Source organism: Pseudomonas ceruminis, assembly GCF_021602025.1.
Taxonomy (GTDB): Bacteria; Pseudomonadota; Gammaproteobacteria; order Pseudomonadales; family Pseudomonadaceae; genus Aquipseudomonas; species Aquipseudomonas ceruminis.
This window is the reverse complement of sequence record NZ_BQHW01000011.1, coordinates 101,615-119,057: the sequence shown is the minus strand read 5'-3', so window position 1 is coordinate 119,057 and position 17,443 is coordinate 101,615. Positions and strand designations below refer to the sequence as shown.

At 63.6% G+C, this 17,443-nt stretch carries 14 protein-coding genes; 7 read left to right on the top strand and 7 right to left on the bottom strand.

Annotation, left to right across the window (positions count from 1 at the left end; all coding sequences use genetic code 11):
• Positions 1-18: 18 nt before the first annotated feature.
• The gene (locus L6D80_RS14865; protein ID WP_054901762.1) at positions 19-924 is read right to left on the bottom strand and encodes an AraC family transcriptional regulator; all 906 of its coding nucleotides are present in this window, start codon (positions 922-924) and stop codon (positions 19-21) included.
• Positions 925-931: 7 nt separating this feature from the next.
• Entirely contained in the window at positions 932-1,924 is a 993-nt protein-coding gene (locus tag L6D80_RS14860) for a 5'-nucleotidase (RefSeq protein ID WP_176512704.1), read from the bottom strand.
• Between the two features lie 160 nt (positions 1,925-2,084).
• Here L6D80_RS14860 and L6D80_RS14855 point away from each other — a divergent pair, with 160 nt between their 5' ends.
• Positions 2,085-3,572, top strand: a complete 1,488-nt coding sequence (locus L6D80_RS14855; RefSeq protein ID WP_156358085.1) for a DASS family sodium-coupled anion symporter — start codon at positions 2,085-2,087, stop codon at positions 3,570-3,572.
• 109 nt (positions 3,573-3,681) lie between these two features.
• Complete coding sequence (gene adhP, locus L6D80_RS14850) at positions 3,682-4,692, top strand: alcohol dehydrogenase AdhP (protein WP_176512702.1); 1,011 nt, start codon at positions 3,682-3,684, stop codon at positions 4,690-4,692.
• A 71-nt stretch (positions 4,693-4,763) separates the two neighbouring features.
• Here the strand turns inward: adhP and L6D80_RS14845 are convergent, their stop codons facing one another.
• Positions 4,764-5,192: an Rrf2 family transcriptional regulator gene (locus L6D80_RS14845; protein ID WP_054901765.1), complete on the bottom strand. Its 429-nt coding sequence runs from the start codon at positions 5,190-5,192 to the stop codon at positions 4,764-4,766.
• A 145-nt stretch (positions 5,193-5,337) separates the two neighbouring features.
• Here L6D80_RS14845 and L6D80_RS14840 point away from each other — a divergent pair, with 145 nt between their 5' ends.
• Positions 5,338-6,222: an NAD(P)/FAD-dependent oxidoreductase gene (locus L6D80_RS14840; protein ID WP_176512701.1), complete on the top strand. Its 885-nt coding sequence runs from the start codon at positions 5,338-5,340 to the stop codon at positions 6,220-6,222.
• A 105-nt stretch (positions 6,223-6,327) separates the two neighbouring features.
• Here L6D80_RS14840 and L6D80_RS14835 read toward each other — a convergent pair whose 3' ends face one another.
• Both L6D80_RS14835 and L6D80_RS14830 read right to left on the bottom strand, forming a co-directional pair.
• The gene (locus tag L6D80_RS14835) at positions 6,328-7,020 is read right to left on the bottom strand and encodes a type 1 glutamine amidotransferase domain-containing protein (RefSeq protein WP_054901767.1); all 693 of its coding nucleotides are present in this window, start codon (positions 7,018-7,020) and stop codon (positions 6,328-6,330) included.
• 98 nt (positions 7,021-7,118) lie between these two features.
• A complete protein-coding gene (locus L6D80_RS14830; protein WP_176512700.1) occupies positions 7,119-8,030 on the bottom strand; it encodes a LysR family transcriptional regulator in 912 nt (303 codons plus the stop codon).
• A gap of 95 nt (positions 8,031-8,125) precedes the next feature.
• On the opposite strand from L6D80_RS14830, the gene L6D80_RS14825 reads away from it, so the two are divergent.
• On the top strand, positions 8,126-9,292 hold the full coding sequence (locus L6D80_RS14825) for an MFS transporter (RefSeq protein ID WP_054901769.1): 1,167 nt from the start codon (positions 8,126-8,128) through the stop codon (positions 9,290-9,292).
• A 135-nt stretch (positions 9,293-9,427) separates the two neighbouring features.
• On the opposite strand, the gene L6D80_RS14820 is transcribed toward L6D80_RS14825, so the two are convergent.
• Both L6D80_RS14820 and L6D80_RS14815 read right to left on the bottom strand, forming a co-directional pair.
• The gene (locus L6D80_RS14820) at positions 9,428-10,051 is read right to left on the bottom strand and encodes a glutathione S-transferase family protein (protein ID WP_176512699.1); all 624 of its coding nucleotides are present in this window, start codon (positions 10,049-10,051) and stop codon (positions 9,428-9,430) included.
• A gap of 75 nt (positions 10,052-10,126) precedes the next feature.
• Positions 10,127-12,238 (bottom strand): TonB-dependent receptor family protein, encoded by a 2,112-nt coding sequence (locus L6D80_RS14815; protein ID WP_176512698.1) that lies wholly within the window; start codon positions 12,236-12,238, stop codon positions 10,127-10,129.
• Positions 12,239-12,670: 432 nt separating this feature from the next.
• Here L6D80_RS14815 and L6D80_RS14810 point away from each other — a divergent pair, with 432 nt between their 5' ends.
• From L6D80_RS14810 to L6D80_RS14800, 3 genes are read left to right on the top strand one after another with little or no spacing between them, the layout of a single operon-like run.
• Positions 12,671-14,770: a TonB-dependent receptor family protein gene (locus L6D80_RS14810; RefSeq protein ID WP_176512697.1), complete on the top strand. Its 2,100-nt coding sequence runs from the start codon at positions 12,671-12,673 to the stop codon at positions 14,768-14,770.
• An 11-nt stretch (positions 14,771-14,781) separates the two neighbouring features.
• Complete coding sequence (locus L6D80_RS14805; protein ID WP_176512696.1) at positions 14,782-16,494, top strand: ABC transporter substrate-binding protein; 1,713 nt, start codon at positions 14,782-14,784, stop codon at positions 16,492-16,494.
• Positions 16,491-17,423 carry an ABC transporter permease gene (locus tag L6D80_RS14800; RefSeq protein ID WP_176512695.1) on the top strand — a complete coding sequence of 311 codons (933 nt, stop codon included), beginning with the start codon at positions 16,491-16,493 and terminating at the stop codon, positions 17,421-17,423. The genes L6D80_RS14805 and L6D80_RS14800 overlap by 4 nt, the downstream gene beginning before the upstream one ends.
• Positions 17,424-17,443 lie beyond the last annotated feature (20 nt).

Genomic DNA, 17,443 nt, shown 5'->3' with positions numbered 1-17,443 from the left:
TTTTTGCGCGGGTGGGTGTCAGTGGTGGTTCTGTTCGGTCAGCCGCTGGGTCACCAGGCTGCGATAGCCGGAGGGGGTCATGCCCTTGAGCTGTTGGAAGCGCCGGTTGAAGTTCGACAGGTTGCTGAAACCGGATTCGAAACAGACTTCCGTCACCGGCAGGTCGCTTTTGGCCAGTAATTCGCAGGATTTGCTGACCCGCAGGCGGTTGACGAACTCGACAAAGCCGCGCCCCGCGGCCTGCTTGAAGAAGCGCGAGAAGTAGGTAGGGGTCATGCCCAGGTGTTCGGCGACTTCGTTCTGGGTCAGGTCCTGGGCGTAGTGCTGGAAGATGTAGTCCACCGCCCGGTTGATGCGCTCGACGTTATGCTCGTCGGCCAACTGCGAGGAGGTGACGGTGGACAACAGCTGGTAATCCTCGCAGGCAGCGAGCTGCTCCATGAGGATAAAAAAGTATCCCAGGCGGGTCATGCCGCGGCTGTCGGCAATACGCTGCAGCAACTGGCGGCTTTCGGCGATCAGCGCCGGGGCACGGAACTCGATGCCATAGCGCGCCCGGGCCAGCAGCGGGGCAAGTTGAGTGAGCTCGGAAAACACCTGGCTGCCGTCCTCGAGCACTTCGTCGGTGAAGTTGACCAGCATGTCGCGCTTGCCCACTACCTCGTCGGGGCCAACCTGGCTGATCCAGTTGTGCGGCAGGTTCGGGCCGGTGAGGAACAGCGTGTCAGGCGCGAAGTTACCGATGTAATCGCCGATGAACACCTTGCCGGAACTGGCGACGATCAGGTGAAGCTCGTATTCCTTGTGAAAATGCCAGCGCACCAAGGGGCTGGGGAAACCGTGCTGGCGGTAGATCAGCGAGTGACCCTCGTGATCGTCCATCAACTCGTAAGACGGGTCGGTGACTTTGCTCGCTCTGGGCATGGCGTCGCTAGGCCTCATCAACGGGTGGGCAATCCGCTGCCACAGGTTCGCTCGCGCTCTGGCGCGGTTCAGGCAGCTTGTTCGCCACGCCGAACGGCACATGCACCATGGGCAGATCCCCCGCCGCCGACATCAGGTGGCTGCGCTGGTCATCGAAGAACATGTGCGGCTTGAGAATCGACAGCACCCGGTCTTTCTCCATGCCGCCCAGAAAGAACGACTCGTCCGGCGAAACCCCCCAATTCTTCAAGGTAGTCACCACCCGCTCATGTGAAGGCGCATTGCGCGCGGTGACAATGGCGATGCGCAGGATGCGTTTGTACGCCGGGTCCTGCGCCAGCTTCTGGTCTTCCAGCGTGCGGATCAGCGAAAGCTTGCGGTACAGGTCGGCCAACGGCCCCGGCTGGTGAGGGACGGCTTTGTGCGCGTGTTCGTGAGCCTGGAATTCGTTCAGGTCCTGGCGCTGCTTGTACACGCTTTCCGCTTCGTCATCGGCGATCACGCCATCGAAGTCGAAAGCGACCCGCAGTTCGGTATCGATTTCGTCATCGTAGATCTTGCTCGGCAGTACCAGCCCGGCGGGGTAGTTGGCGTCGATGGCGCGCTGCACGTCCCCTTCGTGGGCGCTGAGGAACAGCGACGCGTTGAAAGCGGGGATGTACTCGTAGGGCGAGCGGCCGGACATGAAGGCTGCGCGGGTGATGTCCAGGCCGTAGTGGGCGATCGAGCGGAATACCCGCAGGCCGGTTTCGGGCGAGTTGCGCGACAGCAGCACCACCTCCACCGGCAACTGGGCGGGGAAGGCCTGGTTGATGCTCAGGAAACGGCGGATGAACGGGAAGGCGACGCCCTTGGGGAACGGCACGTCCAGGTTGGCTTCCTGGTGCAGGCGGTAGGCTTCGACCCCCTCGGCCTGGTAAATATCGTCGGAGACGGCCAGGTCAAACAGGGCACTGGATGCGACGCCAACGACGAGTTTCTGTTCGATGGGGTAGGGCATGGCGGGTTTCCTTCGTCTGAGCCAGATCCTAACACGACGACAGGGGCGTTATCGCTGGCGACAGCCTGAGCGCTAAATTCTCATCGCCTGACCTGAAGCAATTTTCGTCGCTGGCTTTATCGCTATGCTGAGCCCTTCAAGCCCGCCGGTGAACGCGCCCATGACGGATCATGCCCTGCAATCGCCCCCTTCTGCGCCCGTACGCTTCCCGCCGGGCCTGATCTTCGCCTGCCTGGCCTTGCTTGGCGTGCTGTTCCTGCCCCTGCCCGAAACCCTGCCGGTCGCTGGCCAGCGAATGCTGGCGATTCTGGCGTTTGCAGTGGTGGTCTGGGTCACCGAGGCGGTGTCCTACGAGGCCAGCGCCATCATGATCACCGCGCTGATGGCTGTGCTCATGGGCACGGCGCCGACCCTGGCGGACCCTGCGCAAACCTACGGGTCTTCGGCCGGGGTGTCGATGGCACTCGCCGGCTTCGCCAGCCCCGCATTGGCGTTGGTGGTCGGTGCGTTGTTCATTGCTGCGGCGATGACCCACACCGGCCTGGACAAGCGCATTGCACTGGTGACCCTGACCAAGGTCGGCGCCAGCACCCGGCGAGTGTTGCTGGGGGCCATGCTGGTGATTGTGCTGCTGAGCCTGGTGGTACCCAGCGCGACTGCGCGCAGTGCCTGTGTGGTGCCGATCATGATGGGGGTGATCGCTGCCTTCGGTGTGCCGCTGCGCTCCAATATCGCCGCGGGCCTGATGATCATCGTGGCCCAGGGCACCAGTGTGTGGAATGTCGGGATCCAAACCGCTGCGGCGCAGAACCTGCTGACCGTTGGTTTCATGGACAAGATGCTCGGGGAACGGGTGTCGTGGATCGACTGGTTGATCGCCGGCGCGCCGTGGGCGGTGATCATGTCACTGGTGCTGGTGGCGCTGGTGTTGAAGCTGTTGCCACCCGAAAGCGACAACGTGCCCGGGGGGATGGACGGAGTCACTCGCAGCCTGGCGGCGCTTGGCCCGATGACGGCAGCGCAGAAGCGCCTGGGCGGGGTCTCGCTGGTACTGTTGCTGGCTTGGGCAACGGAAGGCCGGTTGCACCCATTCGACACCACGACCACCACCTATGCCGGGCTGGTGACCCTGCTGCTGCCACGCTTTGGCGTCATGACCTGGAAGGATGTGCAGGCGCGCATCCCCTGGGGGACCGTGATCGTGTTCGGCGTAGGCATCAGCCTGGGCAGCGCGCTGCTCAGTACTCACGCCGGGCAGTGGCTGGGCGCACAGGTGGTAGAGCATACCGGCCTGGACACGCTCGGCACGTTGGGGGTCTTTGCCATCCTCAGCGCGTTCCTGATCGTCATTCACCTGGGCTTTGCCAGTGCCACCGCACTCACCTCGGCGCTGTTACCGATTCTGATCGCAGTCCTGCAGACGCTGCCAGGCGACTTCAGCCGGGTTGGCATGAGCATGATGCTGGGTTTCGCCGTCAGTTTCGGCTTCATCCTGCCGATCAACGCGCCGCAAAACATGGTTTGCCTCGGCACCGAAACCTTTACGCCTCGGCAGTTTGCCCGGGTGGGGCTGTGGGTCAGTGCGATCGGTTATGTATTACTGCTGGTCTTTGCCAGTACCTATTGGTCCTGGCTTGGCTGGATGTAGGTAGAGCGTTCATCCGCCCAGGTTGCAGCTGTATGGGTTGGCGTACCCTGTACGTCGGCTAAGCTGACCGGGCATTCACTCAAGCACTCAGGTTCACAAGGAGGTATTCATGAAAGCTGCAGTTGTTGCCAAAGGGCGTCGTGTGGAAGTGGTGGAAAAAACACTCCGACCGCTCGCGCACGGTGAGGCCTTGCTGAAGATGCAGTGCTGTGGCGTCTGCCACACCGACCTGCATGTCAAGAACGGTGATTTCGGCGACAAGACCGGCGTGATCCTCGGTCACGAGGGCATTGGCGTGGTCGAGCAGATAGGGCCGGGGGTCACGTCGCTCAAGGTAGGGGATCGTGCCAGCGTGGCCTGGTTCTACCAGGGGTGCGGGCACTGCGAGTACTGCAACAGCGGCAACGAGACGCTGTGCCGCGAGGTCAGAAACTCTGGCTACACCGTCGATGGCGGCATGGCCGAGGCCTGCATCGTGGTGGCCGACTATGCGGTGAAAGTGCCGGATGGCCTCGATTCGGCTGCGGCCAGCAGCATTACCTGTGCCGGGGTGACCACCTACAAGGCCGTTAAATCGTCCAACATTCGCCCAGGCCAGTGGATTGCCATTTATGGCCTGGGTGGCCTAGGCAACCTTGCCTTGCAGTACGCGAAGAATGTCTTCAATGCCCGGGTCATCGCGATTGACGTGAATGATGAACAGTTGGCGTTCGCCCGTGAGATGGGCGCCGACCTGGTGCTCAACCCTCGCAGCGAGGAGGTGGCGAAAATCATTCAGGAAAAGACCGGCGGCGCGCATGCCGCCGTGGTCACGGCGGTATCGAAAAGTGCCTTCAACTCGGCGGTGGATGCGCTGCGCGCCGGTGGGCGGTTGGTGGCCGTGGGGCTGCCGTCTGAAGCCATGAGCCTGGACATTCCACGGCTGGTGCTCGATGGCATCGAAGTCGTGGGGTCGCTGGTCGGTACGCGTCAGGACTTGCTCGAAGCCTTCGAATTCGCGGCACAAGGCAAGGTGGTGCCGAAAGTGACGCTGCGCCCGATCGAAGACATCAACGACATTTTCGATGAGATGCTCGAGGGCAAGATCAAGGGCCGCATGGTGATCAATTTTGCAGGCTGAGGTTGATCGCACCCAGTGACCCAGCACCCCACCGTTGAGAGCGGGGAAACCCGCTCCCGACAAGGCCGCCACTAAAGCGCCTGGAATCGGCCCTCGAAATCTGCCGCCAATTGCTCCAGTGTCACGCTCCCCAAGCGCTCCAGCAACAGCGCCTGCGCCGCCTCGAACGCGTCGGTCAACGCTGCATTCACGGCCTGTTCCACCAGGCACTGCGGATGGTCGGTGGATAACCCGATCGCAAAGATCGAGGCCCCACCCAACGCCTCGTGGATGTTCAGCAAGGTGATATCCGCCAGCGGTTTGGCCAGCGTCCACCCCCCGCGATGCCCTTTTTCCGAACGTACATAGCCGTGCTCCTTGAGCAGGGCCATGGTCCTGCGTACCACCACCGGGTTGGTGCCGAGCATCTGCGCGATGGTCTCCGAGGTCGACGGTCTGTCGTGGCGGGCCATGTGGATCAGCACGTGCAGCATGCGGGACAAGCGGGTGTCGTTTCTCATGGGGGGAGGGAAGCCAGGTCGAGAGAACCGTCAGCCTCACACGAAACAACAAAGGTTACAAGAGTATTGACCTGCGCATATCATGTAACTTACGTTGTGTCGTGAATTCATCGGATGGGCCCGAGGCCCTGGGAGACATGAGCACATGTTCGACGTCATCATTGTGGGGGGCAGCTATGCCGGTATTTCTGCGGGCCTGCAGCTGGCGCGTGCGCGCCGCAAGGTGCTGGTGATCGATGCCGGTGTGCGGCGTAATCGTTTTGCCCATAGCTCCCATGGCTTTCTCGGCCAGGATGGGCGTAACCCCGGCGTCATCGCCGGCGAAGCCCGTGCGCAATTGCTGGCTTATCCAACGGTGGAGTGGTGTGCGCAATCGGCGGTTTGCGCGTCGGGCGCGGTGGATGCGTTCGTGGTCACCACCGCGAACGGTGAGCAGTATGGCGGGCGGCGCCTGGTGCTGGCCGCCGGTGTGGTGGATGAGCTGCCGGCAGTGCCCGGCCTGATGCAGCGTTGGGGGCAGAGCGTGTTCCATTGCCCGTATTGCCACGGCTATGAACTGGATGGCGGCCCGATAGGCGTACTGGCGGCTTCACCGGTGGCGATCCACCACGCGATGATGTTGCCCGACTGGGGGCCGACGACCTTCTTCCTCAATGGGGTGTTCGAGCCGGATGGCGAGCAATTGGCCCAGCTGCACAAGCGCAATGTGCACGTGGAGCGCGAGGGGGTGGTGTCAGTGGGGGGTGAGGGTGCCGATGTGAGGCTGACCAGTGGCCGTGTGGTCGAGCTTGCCGGGCTGTTCACCCAGCCCCGCACACGCATGGCCAGCCCGGTGCCTGAGCGATTGGGGTGTGCCTTCGAGGATGGTCCGATGGGGCCGTTCATCAAGGTGGATGCCATGCGCGAGACCAGCGTGCCTGGGGTATTTGCCTGCGGGGATGCGGCCGTGGCGGCAGGTAATGTGGCCATCGCGGTGGGGGACGGTGCGCGCACGGGTGGGGCAGTGCACCACTCGTTGATCTTTCGCTAGATTCGCCGACGGTGTGTGAGCACCGTACCTGTGGCAGCGGGTTTGCCCGCGAAGGCTGCGGCCGACATTGCCACCGCAGGCAAACCCGTTGCCGCAGGGGCTGGCCTATGCAGGCTCCTGTGCCAGCCGGTCGAGCAGTGCCTTGGCCACCGCCTCGGACGATGCCGGGTTTTGCCCGGTGATCAGGTGCCCATCCTCCACGACATAGCTTGCCCAGTCCGCCGCTTTGGAATAGTCACCCCCGTTCTGCTTGAGCATGTCCTCGACCAGAAATGGCACCACCTGGGTCAGCCCGACCGCTTCTTCTTCGCTGTTGGCGAACCCGGTCACTTTCTTGCCCTGGACCACCGGATGGCCATCGGGTGCCTTGACGTGCTTCAGTACCCCCGGCGCATGGCACACCGCGGCAATCGGTTTGTTGGAGGCATAGAAGGCTTCGAGCAGCGTTTTTGAATCCTTGTCTTCGGCCAGGTCCCACAGCGGCCCATGGCCACCGGGGTAGAACACGGCGTCGAAGTCGTACGGGTCGACCTCACCCAACGGTACCGTGTCGGCCAGCGTAATCTGTGCTTCGTTATCGCTGCGAAAGCGCCGGGTCGCGTCGGTCTGGGCGTCTGGCTCATCGCTTTTCGGGTCCAGCGGTGGCTGGCCGCCCTTGGGCGAGGCCAGGGTGACGTCAGCGTCGGCGTCGAGAAACACGTAGTAGGGGGCGGCAAACTCTTCCAGCCAGAAGCCGGTTTTTTTGCCGGTGTCGCCCAATTGGTCGTGGGATGTCAGCACCATCAGGATCTTTTTCATCTGAGCCTGTCCTCCAAGCGTGAATGGGCAGTGCGCCGTTCGCTCTGCATTACTGTGGGAGGCTGTGCAGAGGCAGACGTTCCTTATGAATGCGCGGCCTAGGCCTGCACCGCCGGCCAGCCCTGATGGTGCTGCACCATGAAGTCCACGAACACCCGTACCCGCGCCGGCATCGCCGGGCCACCCACGAACACGGCGTGGATCGGCTCGCGGTCGCCGGGGTTGAATGCTTCGAGCACCGGCACCAGTTGGCCGCTTTTCAGCTCCTCGGCCACGGTGAAGATGCCGATCCGCGCGATGCCTGCCCCCAGCCTGGTCAGTTGGGCCAGTGCCTCGCCGCTGCTGCATTCGATGTTGCCGTTGACCTTCAGCGAAAAATCCTGCCCGTCGCGGCGGAACGGCCAGTCGGGTGCCGCACGGCGGAAGTTGAAGCGCAGGCAGTTGTGCCGGGCGAGGTCTTCAGGCTCCTGCGGTGTGCCGCAACGCGCCAGGTACTCGGGCGAGGCGACGATCACCCCACCGGTGTCGCCAATGTAGCGGGCGCTCAACGAGCTGTCTGGCAGGTGGCCAAAGCGCAGGGCCACATCGGCCTGACCGCCGAGAACGTCGGCAATCTCGTCACTCAACGTCAGGTCGACCAGCACCTGCGGGTAAAGGGCGCTGAATGCGGCCACCAGCGGCACCACTGTCTGCCTGCCATGGCCAAGCGCTGCGCTGACCCTTAATCGGCCTCTGGGCACGCCCTGGTCGGTGATGGCCTCTTCGACCTCGACCATGTCGGCAAGGATGCGCCGCGCGCCACGCAGGTAGGCCTCGCCCTCTGCTGTGAGGTTGATTGCCCGTGTGGTGCGCAACAGCAGGCGCGTGCCCAGGCGCTGTTCGGTCCGCGCAATGATACGGCTGACCGCCGAAGGCGTCAGGCCTAACGCCCGCGCCGCAGCAGACAGGCTGCCTTCATCCACCACCTTGGCAAAAATCTCCATCTCGCCGGATCGCCCGTTGTAATCCATTTGTGCCCCTTGCGCAAAGGTGGTTGCCAGAAAAGCGGTCTAGTGCTTTCAAAGCGCGAATCGTAGCATTCCACGCACAGATAAGGAGCACTTCCATGCGCATCAATCCACCTCTCGTCGCACTCGCCGTCGGTGCCTTCGGCATCGGTGTCACCGAGTTCGCCCCCATGGGCATGTTGCCCAGTATCGCCAACGACCTTGGCGTATCGATCCCTGCAGCGGGCCTGCTGGTCAGTGCCTATGCGATCGGCGTGCTGATCGGCGCCCCGCTGATGACCTTGACCACCGGCAAGGTCCCTCGGCGTTACCTGCTGATCGGGCTGATGGCCATCTTCACCTTGGGCAACCTGATGTCGGCACTGGCCACTGACTACCAGAGCCTGCTGATCGCCCGTGTCGTGACCTCGCTCAACCACGGCGCGTTTTTTGGTGTCGGCTCTATCGTCGCGGCCAGTGTAGTGCCCCCCGAGAAACGTGCCGGAGCGGTCGCTGCCATGTTCATGGGGCTGACACTGGCCACCATCGGCGGTGTGCCGCTGGCCACCTGGTTTGGTGAGCTGCTGGGTTGGCGCACCGCGTTCTGGGGCATTGCCGGCCTGGGGTTGGTGACGATGACAGCGCTGTGGTTTGCCTTGCCCAACCTGCCGCTGCCAGAAAGCGGTGGTGCCATGGCCGAAATCCGCGTGCTGGGGCGTGGGCCGGTGCTGTCGGCGTTGGCGCTGACGGTGGTTGGTTCCAGTGCGATGTTCACCGTGTTCACCTATATCGCGCCAATCCTGCACAGCGAGGCCCAGGCTTCTACCACCTTTATCACGGCCATGCTGGTGCTGTTCGGTGTGGGCCTGACCTTTGGCAACGTGTGGGGCGGCAAGGCGGCGGACCGCTCGGTGGACAGAACGTTGATTGTCTCGCTGGCCGTGCTGATCGCCGTGTTGCTGGTGTTCCCGCTGCTGCTGGGCTGGCCGCTGCCGACGGCCGTGGCGATTCTGGTCTGGGGTGCTGCCAGCTTTGCTCTGGTACCGCCGCTGCAGATGCGTGTGATGGAGGCTGCCAAAGAGGCGCCAAACCTGGCTTCGGCGGTGAACATCGGTGCCTTCAACCTGGGCAATGCCATCGGTGCTGCGCTGGGGGGAGCGGTGATCAATGCCGGGCTGGGGTATCCGGCGATTTCCTGGGCCGGGGCGTTGATGGCAGGGCTGGGTCTGGTGTTGACCGTTGCCTGGCGCGCTCGGCCCCAGGCACTGGCAAGCCAACTGTCATAGACCACCGCAACACGTTCATTTGCAGCGCCCACGCCACAGCGATTTGCGACAACGTCTGAACGTTGACGCAAATCGCTGTGGGCGTGGGAGGTAGGCTGTCAATTCATTTGCGAGCGCGGCATTGCCCTCACCGGCTTAAGCCATGCCGTTGCGTCCATGGGCCAGAAAACCCGGGCGCTCGCTCAGCCGCTCGTAATAGTCGCGTACAGCCGGCAGAGGCGGGTGCTCCAAAGGTGTCTCGAACCAGCGGTTCACCGACAGGCCGATGGGGATGTCGGCCAGGGTGAACCGCCCTCCGGCCACATAGGCTCCGGTCAGGGCCAATTGCCGGTCAAGTATGTGCATGTAATGCGACCACTGTGCGCACCCCTCGGCGAGGGCCTGAGGGTCCTGGTGGGCCGGTGAATGGCGCACCAGCGACATGAACGCGTAGCTCCACGAGCGGTTCAGGTCCGAGGCCTGCCAGTCGATCCACTGATCCACGCCTGCCCTGGCGCGTGCTTCGGTCGGGTAGAAGGCCGCCTCGCCGTAGCGTGTGGCAAGGTAGCGGATGATGGTGTTGGACTCCCACAGGGTGAAGTCGCCATCCTGGACCACTGGCACCATGGCATTGGGGTTCAGTGCCAGGAACTGAGGCGTATCGGTGGGCTGGTAGCCTGTGCCCCAGTCTTCGCGTTCGAACGGGACATCGAACTCGGTGCACGCCCACAAGACCTTGCGCACATTGATGGAAGACGCTCTGCCTAATATCCGTAACATGCTGTTGGTCCTTTGCCGGGAAGAGCCGATCGTCAACCACGGCCCTTCCTCGGTCAAGCGCGAATTGCGCAGCGGTCAGTAGCGGACCTCCACGCCGACGTACGCCCCGATCCCGTCACCCGGCCAGAACGACGCCGTGTCCTGCCCCTGTGCGTTGTACACGGGCGAGACCGCCGTCACGTAGGCCTTGTTGGCCAGGTTCTTCAGGTCCAGCGAAACCTTCCAGTTGCCCTTGGGCGCTTCGTAGCCCACGTTCGCCCCCCAGATGGTGTACGACGGCGCATACAGGCTGTTGGCGTAATCCACCGCCGTGCGCGATGCCGACTGCACATTCACCCCGGTGTACCAGCCGCTGTGGTCCTGGTATTGCAGTTCGCCCTGGTAGATGTGCTTGGGCACCCCCGGCAGTTGGTTGTCGCCGAAGGTGTCGTCATGCCGGTAATAGAAGTCGTTGTAGGTATACACCTGGCGCCAACGTACCAGGTCGCCCTGGGGGTTTTCCCACAGACGGGTGTTAAGGCCGGCCTCGATACCCTGGTGGATGGTCGGCGAGGCATTGAACGCTCCGGTGACCGCCGCCGCGTTGGACGTGGCGGGGATGATCTGCACGTTCAGCAACTCGTCGTGGATCCACGAGCGGTACAGCGCCAGGCTGCCATCGAAAATGCCATGCGAGCCCTTGATGCCGACCTCGAAGGTGTTGCCCTTCTGTTCCACCAGCGGGCGGATGTACGGCAGGGTTGGACCAGAGCCGGAATACTCCCATGAAGCGGGCGGGTCGATGCTGCGGCTGAAGTTGGTGAACACCTGCAGGTTCGGGCTGAACTCATAGCGCAGGCCAATGCGCGGCGCGACGCTCCAGTTGTCATAGTCCACATGCTGCGGGAAGGCGGTGGTGTTGCGGTTCACCGCGTAGTCGATGTCGACGTCGCGCCGCACGTTGACGAACGACACACCGCTGGTCAGCCACAGGTTGTCGACCAGGTTGAGGTCGTTGCCCAGTGCGATCACGCGGTCGAAAGAGCCCTTGTAGTTGACCTTCTTCAGCGACACCTTGTCGTCGTTGGCCGAGTTCACCCCGCCGCGCAGGTGCTGTGTGGAGGTGAAGGCAATGTTGCTGCGGCTTTCATGGCCGAACAAGGTGTCGACGCGGTCATAGCCCAACAGCAGGCCGAGGTCGTGCCAGTCCCAGTAGCTGGGGTTGCTCGGGCTGCGCGGGCTATTGGTGTGGCGGTAGTCGTGGTACGACAGGCCCACGGTCAGGCGCGCGTCGTCGTCGAAGGTGTACGTGGTCTTGCTGCCCAGCCAGATGCTACCGGGGCGACGGGCCCCGGCACCGCTGCTTTCGGCAGTGGCACTGGCGCGGCGGTTGTGGTGCAGGGCCGCGTCCAGGGTCGTGGCGCTGGGGTCGTTGTGGGTTTCATCGCGGTAGCGCAGCAGCAGACGGGTTTCAAGTTTCGGGCTGAAGCGGTAGCCGGCATTGGCAACGATGCCGGAGCTCTTCGACAGGCTGTAGTCGCGATAGCCTTCGTTGCGGTAGTTGTCGGCCTGCAGGTAGTAGTCCAGGTCACCTTCCACACCGCCATAGCTGATGCTCTGCTTCTGGTAGTGGTAACTGCCAGCTTCAGCGCGCACGCGCAGCCCGGGGGCAGTGTAGCCGCTGTGGTTGACGAAGTTCACCGCGCCACCCAGGGACAACGCTCCGTATTGGAAGGCGTTGCCCCCGCGCAGGATCTCGGTGTAGTTGACGCCACTGGCATTGAGGAATTCGTAGGGGGTGCCGCCCGGTCCCGTCAGCGGCAGGCCGTCGAAGAGAAACTTGATGCCCTCGCGGAAATAGCCTGGCGAGGTGTTGGCACCCGAGCCGCGGATCGAGATCTTTGCCGCATCGTTGCCGCCGGTGCTCTGCACGAATACACCGGGCTGGTAACCCAAGGTGTCCTGCAGGGTGGCGGTGCGGCCCTTGGCCACTTCTTCGCTGTCGACCACGCTCGTGCCACCGGGGACTTCGGCCAGGGCACTGGCGGCCTGTTGCACTTGGGTCTGCTTGGCGCCTTGCACGGTGACCGTGCCCAGGGTCTGGTCAGCGGCCAGCACCGTGACCGGGGCCAGCAGGGCCGTGGCCACGCTGGCCAGGGCGGCGTGGCGGATAGCCAGGCGCAAGGGATGAGGATGAATCGCACGCATCTTTGTATTCCTTGAAAGTCATCGTAGGTCCTCGGCGCTCTATGGGAATAGTCAGGCCTGTCAGGGCAGGGTAGAGCAGTTTCTGTGCCAGCTGGCATACGGCCGTAAGTTGCGGGTTTTGTCGCGTGTTTTAAGTAAGGCAGTGAACAGGGCAACAACTTTTGTTGTGCGGCTGTTGGTTTGCTAACAGTCGTTGTTATATGCAAATTACCAAATGAAAGCCCCTTGCTACGGGGGTTTTGGCGTCGCTGATGTTGTGCTTGCAACACTGGCTAAACAGTTTGTTTGGCAGACGAAAGTGAACCGTGGGGAAACACCCGTAAAAAGGCGGAAAAAGGCTGGCACGACAACTGCAATATCCCTGGCAGAGCATTACGGCGATCTTCGCAGGTAGCGCGAATATCAGCCTTATATATAAAGGGAGTACTTGCAGTGCGTGCGAAAGTTCGACCATACAGTCATCATCTGGCCACAGCCGCCAGCTTGCCGGTGTTACTGACACTGCTCTGGCCAACCGTGGCGAGCGCAGCAGAATCCACCCTGGACACTGTGACCGTTACCGGCGCGGCGGCCACCGGCGCGCAGCAGGACCAGAAGCGCCTGCAGAAGGTGGCGGGCAACACCGCGGTAGTCGACAACCGCCAAGTCGAGCAGGGCCGTGCGGCCAACGCCGAAGATGTGCTGGCCTTGCAACCAGGGGTTTTCGCCCAAGGCACCAGCGGCACCGCCGCCAACAAGATCTCGATCCGCGGCTCGGGCCTCAACACCTTCTACCAAGGCTACGTGCTGGGCACCAAGTTCCTCTTCGACGGCCTGCCGATAACCGGCCCTGGCGGCACCCAGGAAGACTTCCTCGACATGCAGGCGGTGGACCACACCGAAGTGCTCTACGGCGCCAACGCCTACCAGTACGCCGCACTGTCATTGGGTGGGGCGATCAACATGGTCAGCAAGACCGGGCGCACCGACCCGGGCAACTACGCCCGTTTCGAAGTGGGCAGCTACGGGTACCGCAAGCAGCAGCTGAGCACCGGCGGTGTGGTGGGCGACAGCGACTACTACATCAACGTGCTGCACAACGAACGTGACGGTTATCAGGACCACGCCAGCAACGAGGGCCGTGGCATCGCCGCCAACTTCGGCCATGTGTTCAGCCCCAAACTCCAGACGCGGCTGTTCCTCAAGTACCGCGAAGAGCAGTTGATCAATGGCAACACGCTGACCCGCCAGCAGCTCAAGCATGACCCGCGCAGCAACCTGGTACCGACTGGGCGGCGCAAGGACGGCACCACCTTCATCGGTAACAAGACCACCTACACCTTCGATGACGGCAACACGCTCGAGGTGGGCGCCGCGTACAACAACTACCCGTTGCTCAATGGTTGGCGCTACGCCGTGGCGCCGCAGGACTGGCGCTCCAAGGACATCAGCCTGAGCCTGCGCTACCTGCGCACCGGCGACCGCTTCCTCGGCCTCCCCAGCGAGAGCAGCGTCATCTTCAGCAACACCCGTGCTTACCTGGCCGATGTGAAGTCCCATAGCCGCGCCACTGACGCGAAAATTCAGGAAACCAACTACACCGGCTCGCGCGACACCGTGCTGACCTTCGCCAATGAGTTGCAACTGGCCGATGACCTGTGGCTGTCCTCGGGCCTGTCGTTCATCAATATCCGTCGCAAGGCCGAGATCGAAGGCACCACGCTGACCACTCCCAACCCCAGTCATTTCCCCACCAGCGTCGAGTACGTGGAGAACGATCTGGCCCCGCGCCTGGGCCTGCGTTACCAGATCAACCCCGAATTCACTGTGTTCAGCAACGTCAGCCGTAGCATCGACCCACCGGTGACTTGGCAGTTGGGCAGCACCAGCAATCCGTTCCTGTATGACGTGCGGCCACAGAAGGCCACCACCTTCGAGGTCGGTGTACGCGGCAGCCATGGCATCTTCGACGGCAGCCTGACCCTGTACCGCTCGTGGGTGCAAAAAGAGCTGCTGACCGTGGTAGTGCGCCAGGCCAGCGCCACGCAAGACCAACTCACCGCCACCTCCAACGCCAGCCCGACTATCCACCAGGGCATCGAAGCCGGGCTCAGTGCACTGCTCTGGGCCGGTGCCAACGGCGATACCCTCGACCTGCGCCAGGCATACACGCTCAACGACTTCCACTACCGCCACGACGACACGTTCGGCGGCAACGAGTTGCCTAGCCTGCCGCGCCAGGTGTACCAGGCCGAGCTGGCCTATCGCCAGGCCAGCGGCTTCTATGCCTCGCTCAACCTGCGCGCCGCGTCGAGCTACTACATCGACTACGCCAACACCTGGCAGGCACCGTCGTATGTGCTGTGGGGCGCCAAGGTCGGCTACCAGGCGCCGAGCAAGAAGTGGGAGGTGTTCGCCGACCTGCGCAACATCACCGACGAGCGCTACACCAGCGCGGCCAACACCGCCTACAACGCCAACGGCCGAGATTCGGCGAACTTCTATCCGGGGGACGCCTTCTCGGTGACCACCGGCGTGGCGTTCCGTTTCTGATGGCCGGGCCGATGCGGCACCTCATCCGTCACGGCGCACTGGCCGGCGCGCTGCTGCTCGCCGCCTGCTCACCGGCCAACCCGCCGGACACCGCCAGTACCCTGAAAGGCGAGGCGACGTATGTCGCCAACGGGGTGATGCGCTACCCCGCCAGCGACTTCGTCGAGCAGGGCGTCGGCCGGCGCGGCGGTACCTTGCGGGTGTCGGCCGCGAGCGATGCTGGCAGTTTCGATATCCATGCACTGTCCCACGGCAACATCCAGTGGCTGGGGCGCATCCTCTTCGATTGCCTGGTGTACCAGGCCGAAGACGGCACCCTCACACCGTGGCTGGCAAAAAGCTGGGACATCAGTGCCGACGGCCTGACCTACACCTTTCACCTGCGCGATGACGTGACCTTCAGTGATGGGGAGCGTTTCAATGCCGAGGCGGTACGGGTCAACCTGGAACACATGCGCGACCCGAAAACCAAGTCGCCGCTGGCTGCCGCCTACATCGCGCCCTATCTGCAGGGCAGGGTGGTGGATGAATACACGTTCGAGGCGACCCTGCGCACACCGTATGCACCGTTCCTAGACGTCCTGTCGCAAGCCTGGCTGGGGATGATCTCACCACGGCAGATCCTCGAGGCGCCCCGGACCATCGCCAGCAAGCCCATCGGTACTGGGCCGTTCGTGTTGACCGACTGGGTGCGCGAGCAGAGTGCCAGCTTCGAGCGACGGGCCGGCTACCACTGGGCGCCGCCGGCGATCAATCATGCGGGCGAGGCCTACCTGCAGCGCATCGAACTGAGCTACGTGCCTGAGGCGATGATCCGCTATACCTCGCTGGAGGCCGCCGACAGCGACATGGCCCTGGACGCACCGGCGCAGAACGCTGCGGCCATTCGCGCCAACCCCGCCCTGACCCTGCGCAACCGTATCCGCAAGGGCAACCCGGCGCGTAGCCTCACGTTCAATGTCGAGCGCGTGCCATTCGATGACGTGCGCGTGCGCCAGGCCGTGGCCAAGGCCATCGACCGCGACGGCCTGGCCTGGATTTCCGGCTTTGGCCAATACCTGGCCAAGGGTGACTTCCTTGCCGTCAACACCCCTGGCTACGACCCGTCGGCCCGCGATGCGCTGGCCTTCGACCCGGCCGAAGCTGGCCGCCTGCTCGATGCAGCCGGCTGGACCGGCCGCGACGCCGAAGGCTTTCGCACCCGCAATGGCCAGCGGCTTGGCGCAACCTTGCTGACTTATGACAACCCCGCGTTCCCGGCCAATGTCTCCGTGGCGGCACAGGCTGACCTGCGCAAGGTCGGCTTTGACCTGGCCATCGAACTGCTGCCCATCACGCGGGTGATGGAGCTGCGCTACGCCGGAGACTTCGACGCCCTGGGCGGCGGGTATTGGCACACCAACACTGCCGATGGCCTGTACATCCTCTACCACAGCCAGTCGATCCCCAGCGCACGGATGCTCGGGCAAAACGCCGGCCATTTCCGCGACGCACGCCTGGACCAGCTGCTTGGCGACGCCCGGCGCAGCAACGACCCGGCACAGCGCCGGACGCTGTATCGCCAGGCACAGCAACGCCTGGGCGAAACCGTGCCGGCCGTGCCGTCGGTGGAGAGCCAGATGCTGCTGGCCTACCGCAAGGCGGCCGTCGGCGGGGTGGTGTTCGACGGCTCGCACAACGTCCCTCTGTTCACCAGCGTATGGCTGGCCAAGGAGCAACCATGAAACTGCTGACAACGTTGCTGCGCCGCCTGCGCGACGGCGTGATCGTGTTGTGGGCGGCGGCCAGCTTGACGTTCCTCGGCGTGCAGCACAGCGGTGGGGATACTGCGCTGGCGATCCTGGGAGGGCCGGATGCCATGCCAACGCCCGAGATGCTCGCCCAGGTGCGCGCCGAATATGGCCTTGACCAGCCGCTGTGGCTGCAATACGGCCACTACCTGGCGCGCCTGGCCAAAGGCGATCTGGGCGAGTCGTACCGGTTGCGCATTCCGGTGGGCCAGGCCATCGGCGAGCAGGTCGGCGCAACGCTGGCCCTGGCCAGCAGCGCGGCGGTGCTGGCCGTACTGATCGCACTGGTCTCGGCATTGTTGACCGCCAATCGCGGCCGGCGCCTGCGGGCATGGGTCTCGGGCATCGAGCTGGTGCTCTCGTCCACGCCCAACTTCGTGATCGGCACTGTGCTGCTGTTGGCCTTCGCCTTCTACTTCCACCTGCTGCCACCCTCTGGCTCGCGTGGCTGGCGCTCGCTGGTATTGCCGACCCTGGCCCTGGCGCTGCCGGTTGCTGCGGTGCTGGCCCAGGTGCTGCGCCAGTCCTTGGAGCAGGTACTGGAGCAACCTTTCATCACCCAGGCCCGCGCCCGCGGTATGTCCGACACCGCGGTACGCCTGCGCCATGCCTTGCGCCATGCGCTGGTGCCATTGGTGACCCTGGCCGGCTACGTGTTCGCCAGCCTTTTGGGCGGCGCAGTGGTGCTGGAACTGCTGTTCGGCCGCCAGGGCATCGGCCGGCTGATGCTCGACGCCACCGCCAACAAGGACATCCCACTGGTATTGGGTGTGACCGTACTGGCGGCCGCGATCTATGTGCTGGTGAACCTGCTGGTGGACCTGCTCACCCAGGCCATCGACCCGCGCACTGCGCGCCGCTGAATTCAAGAGAAGGAACCGTG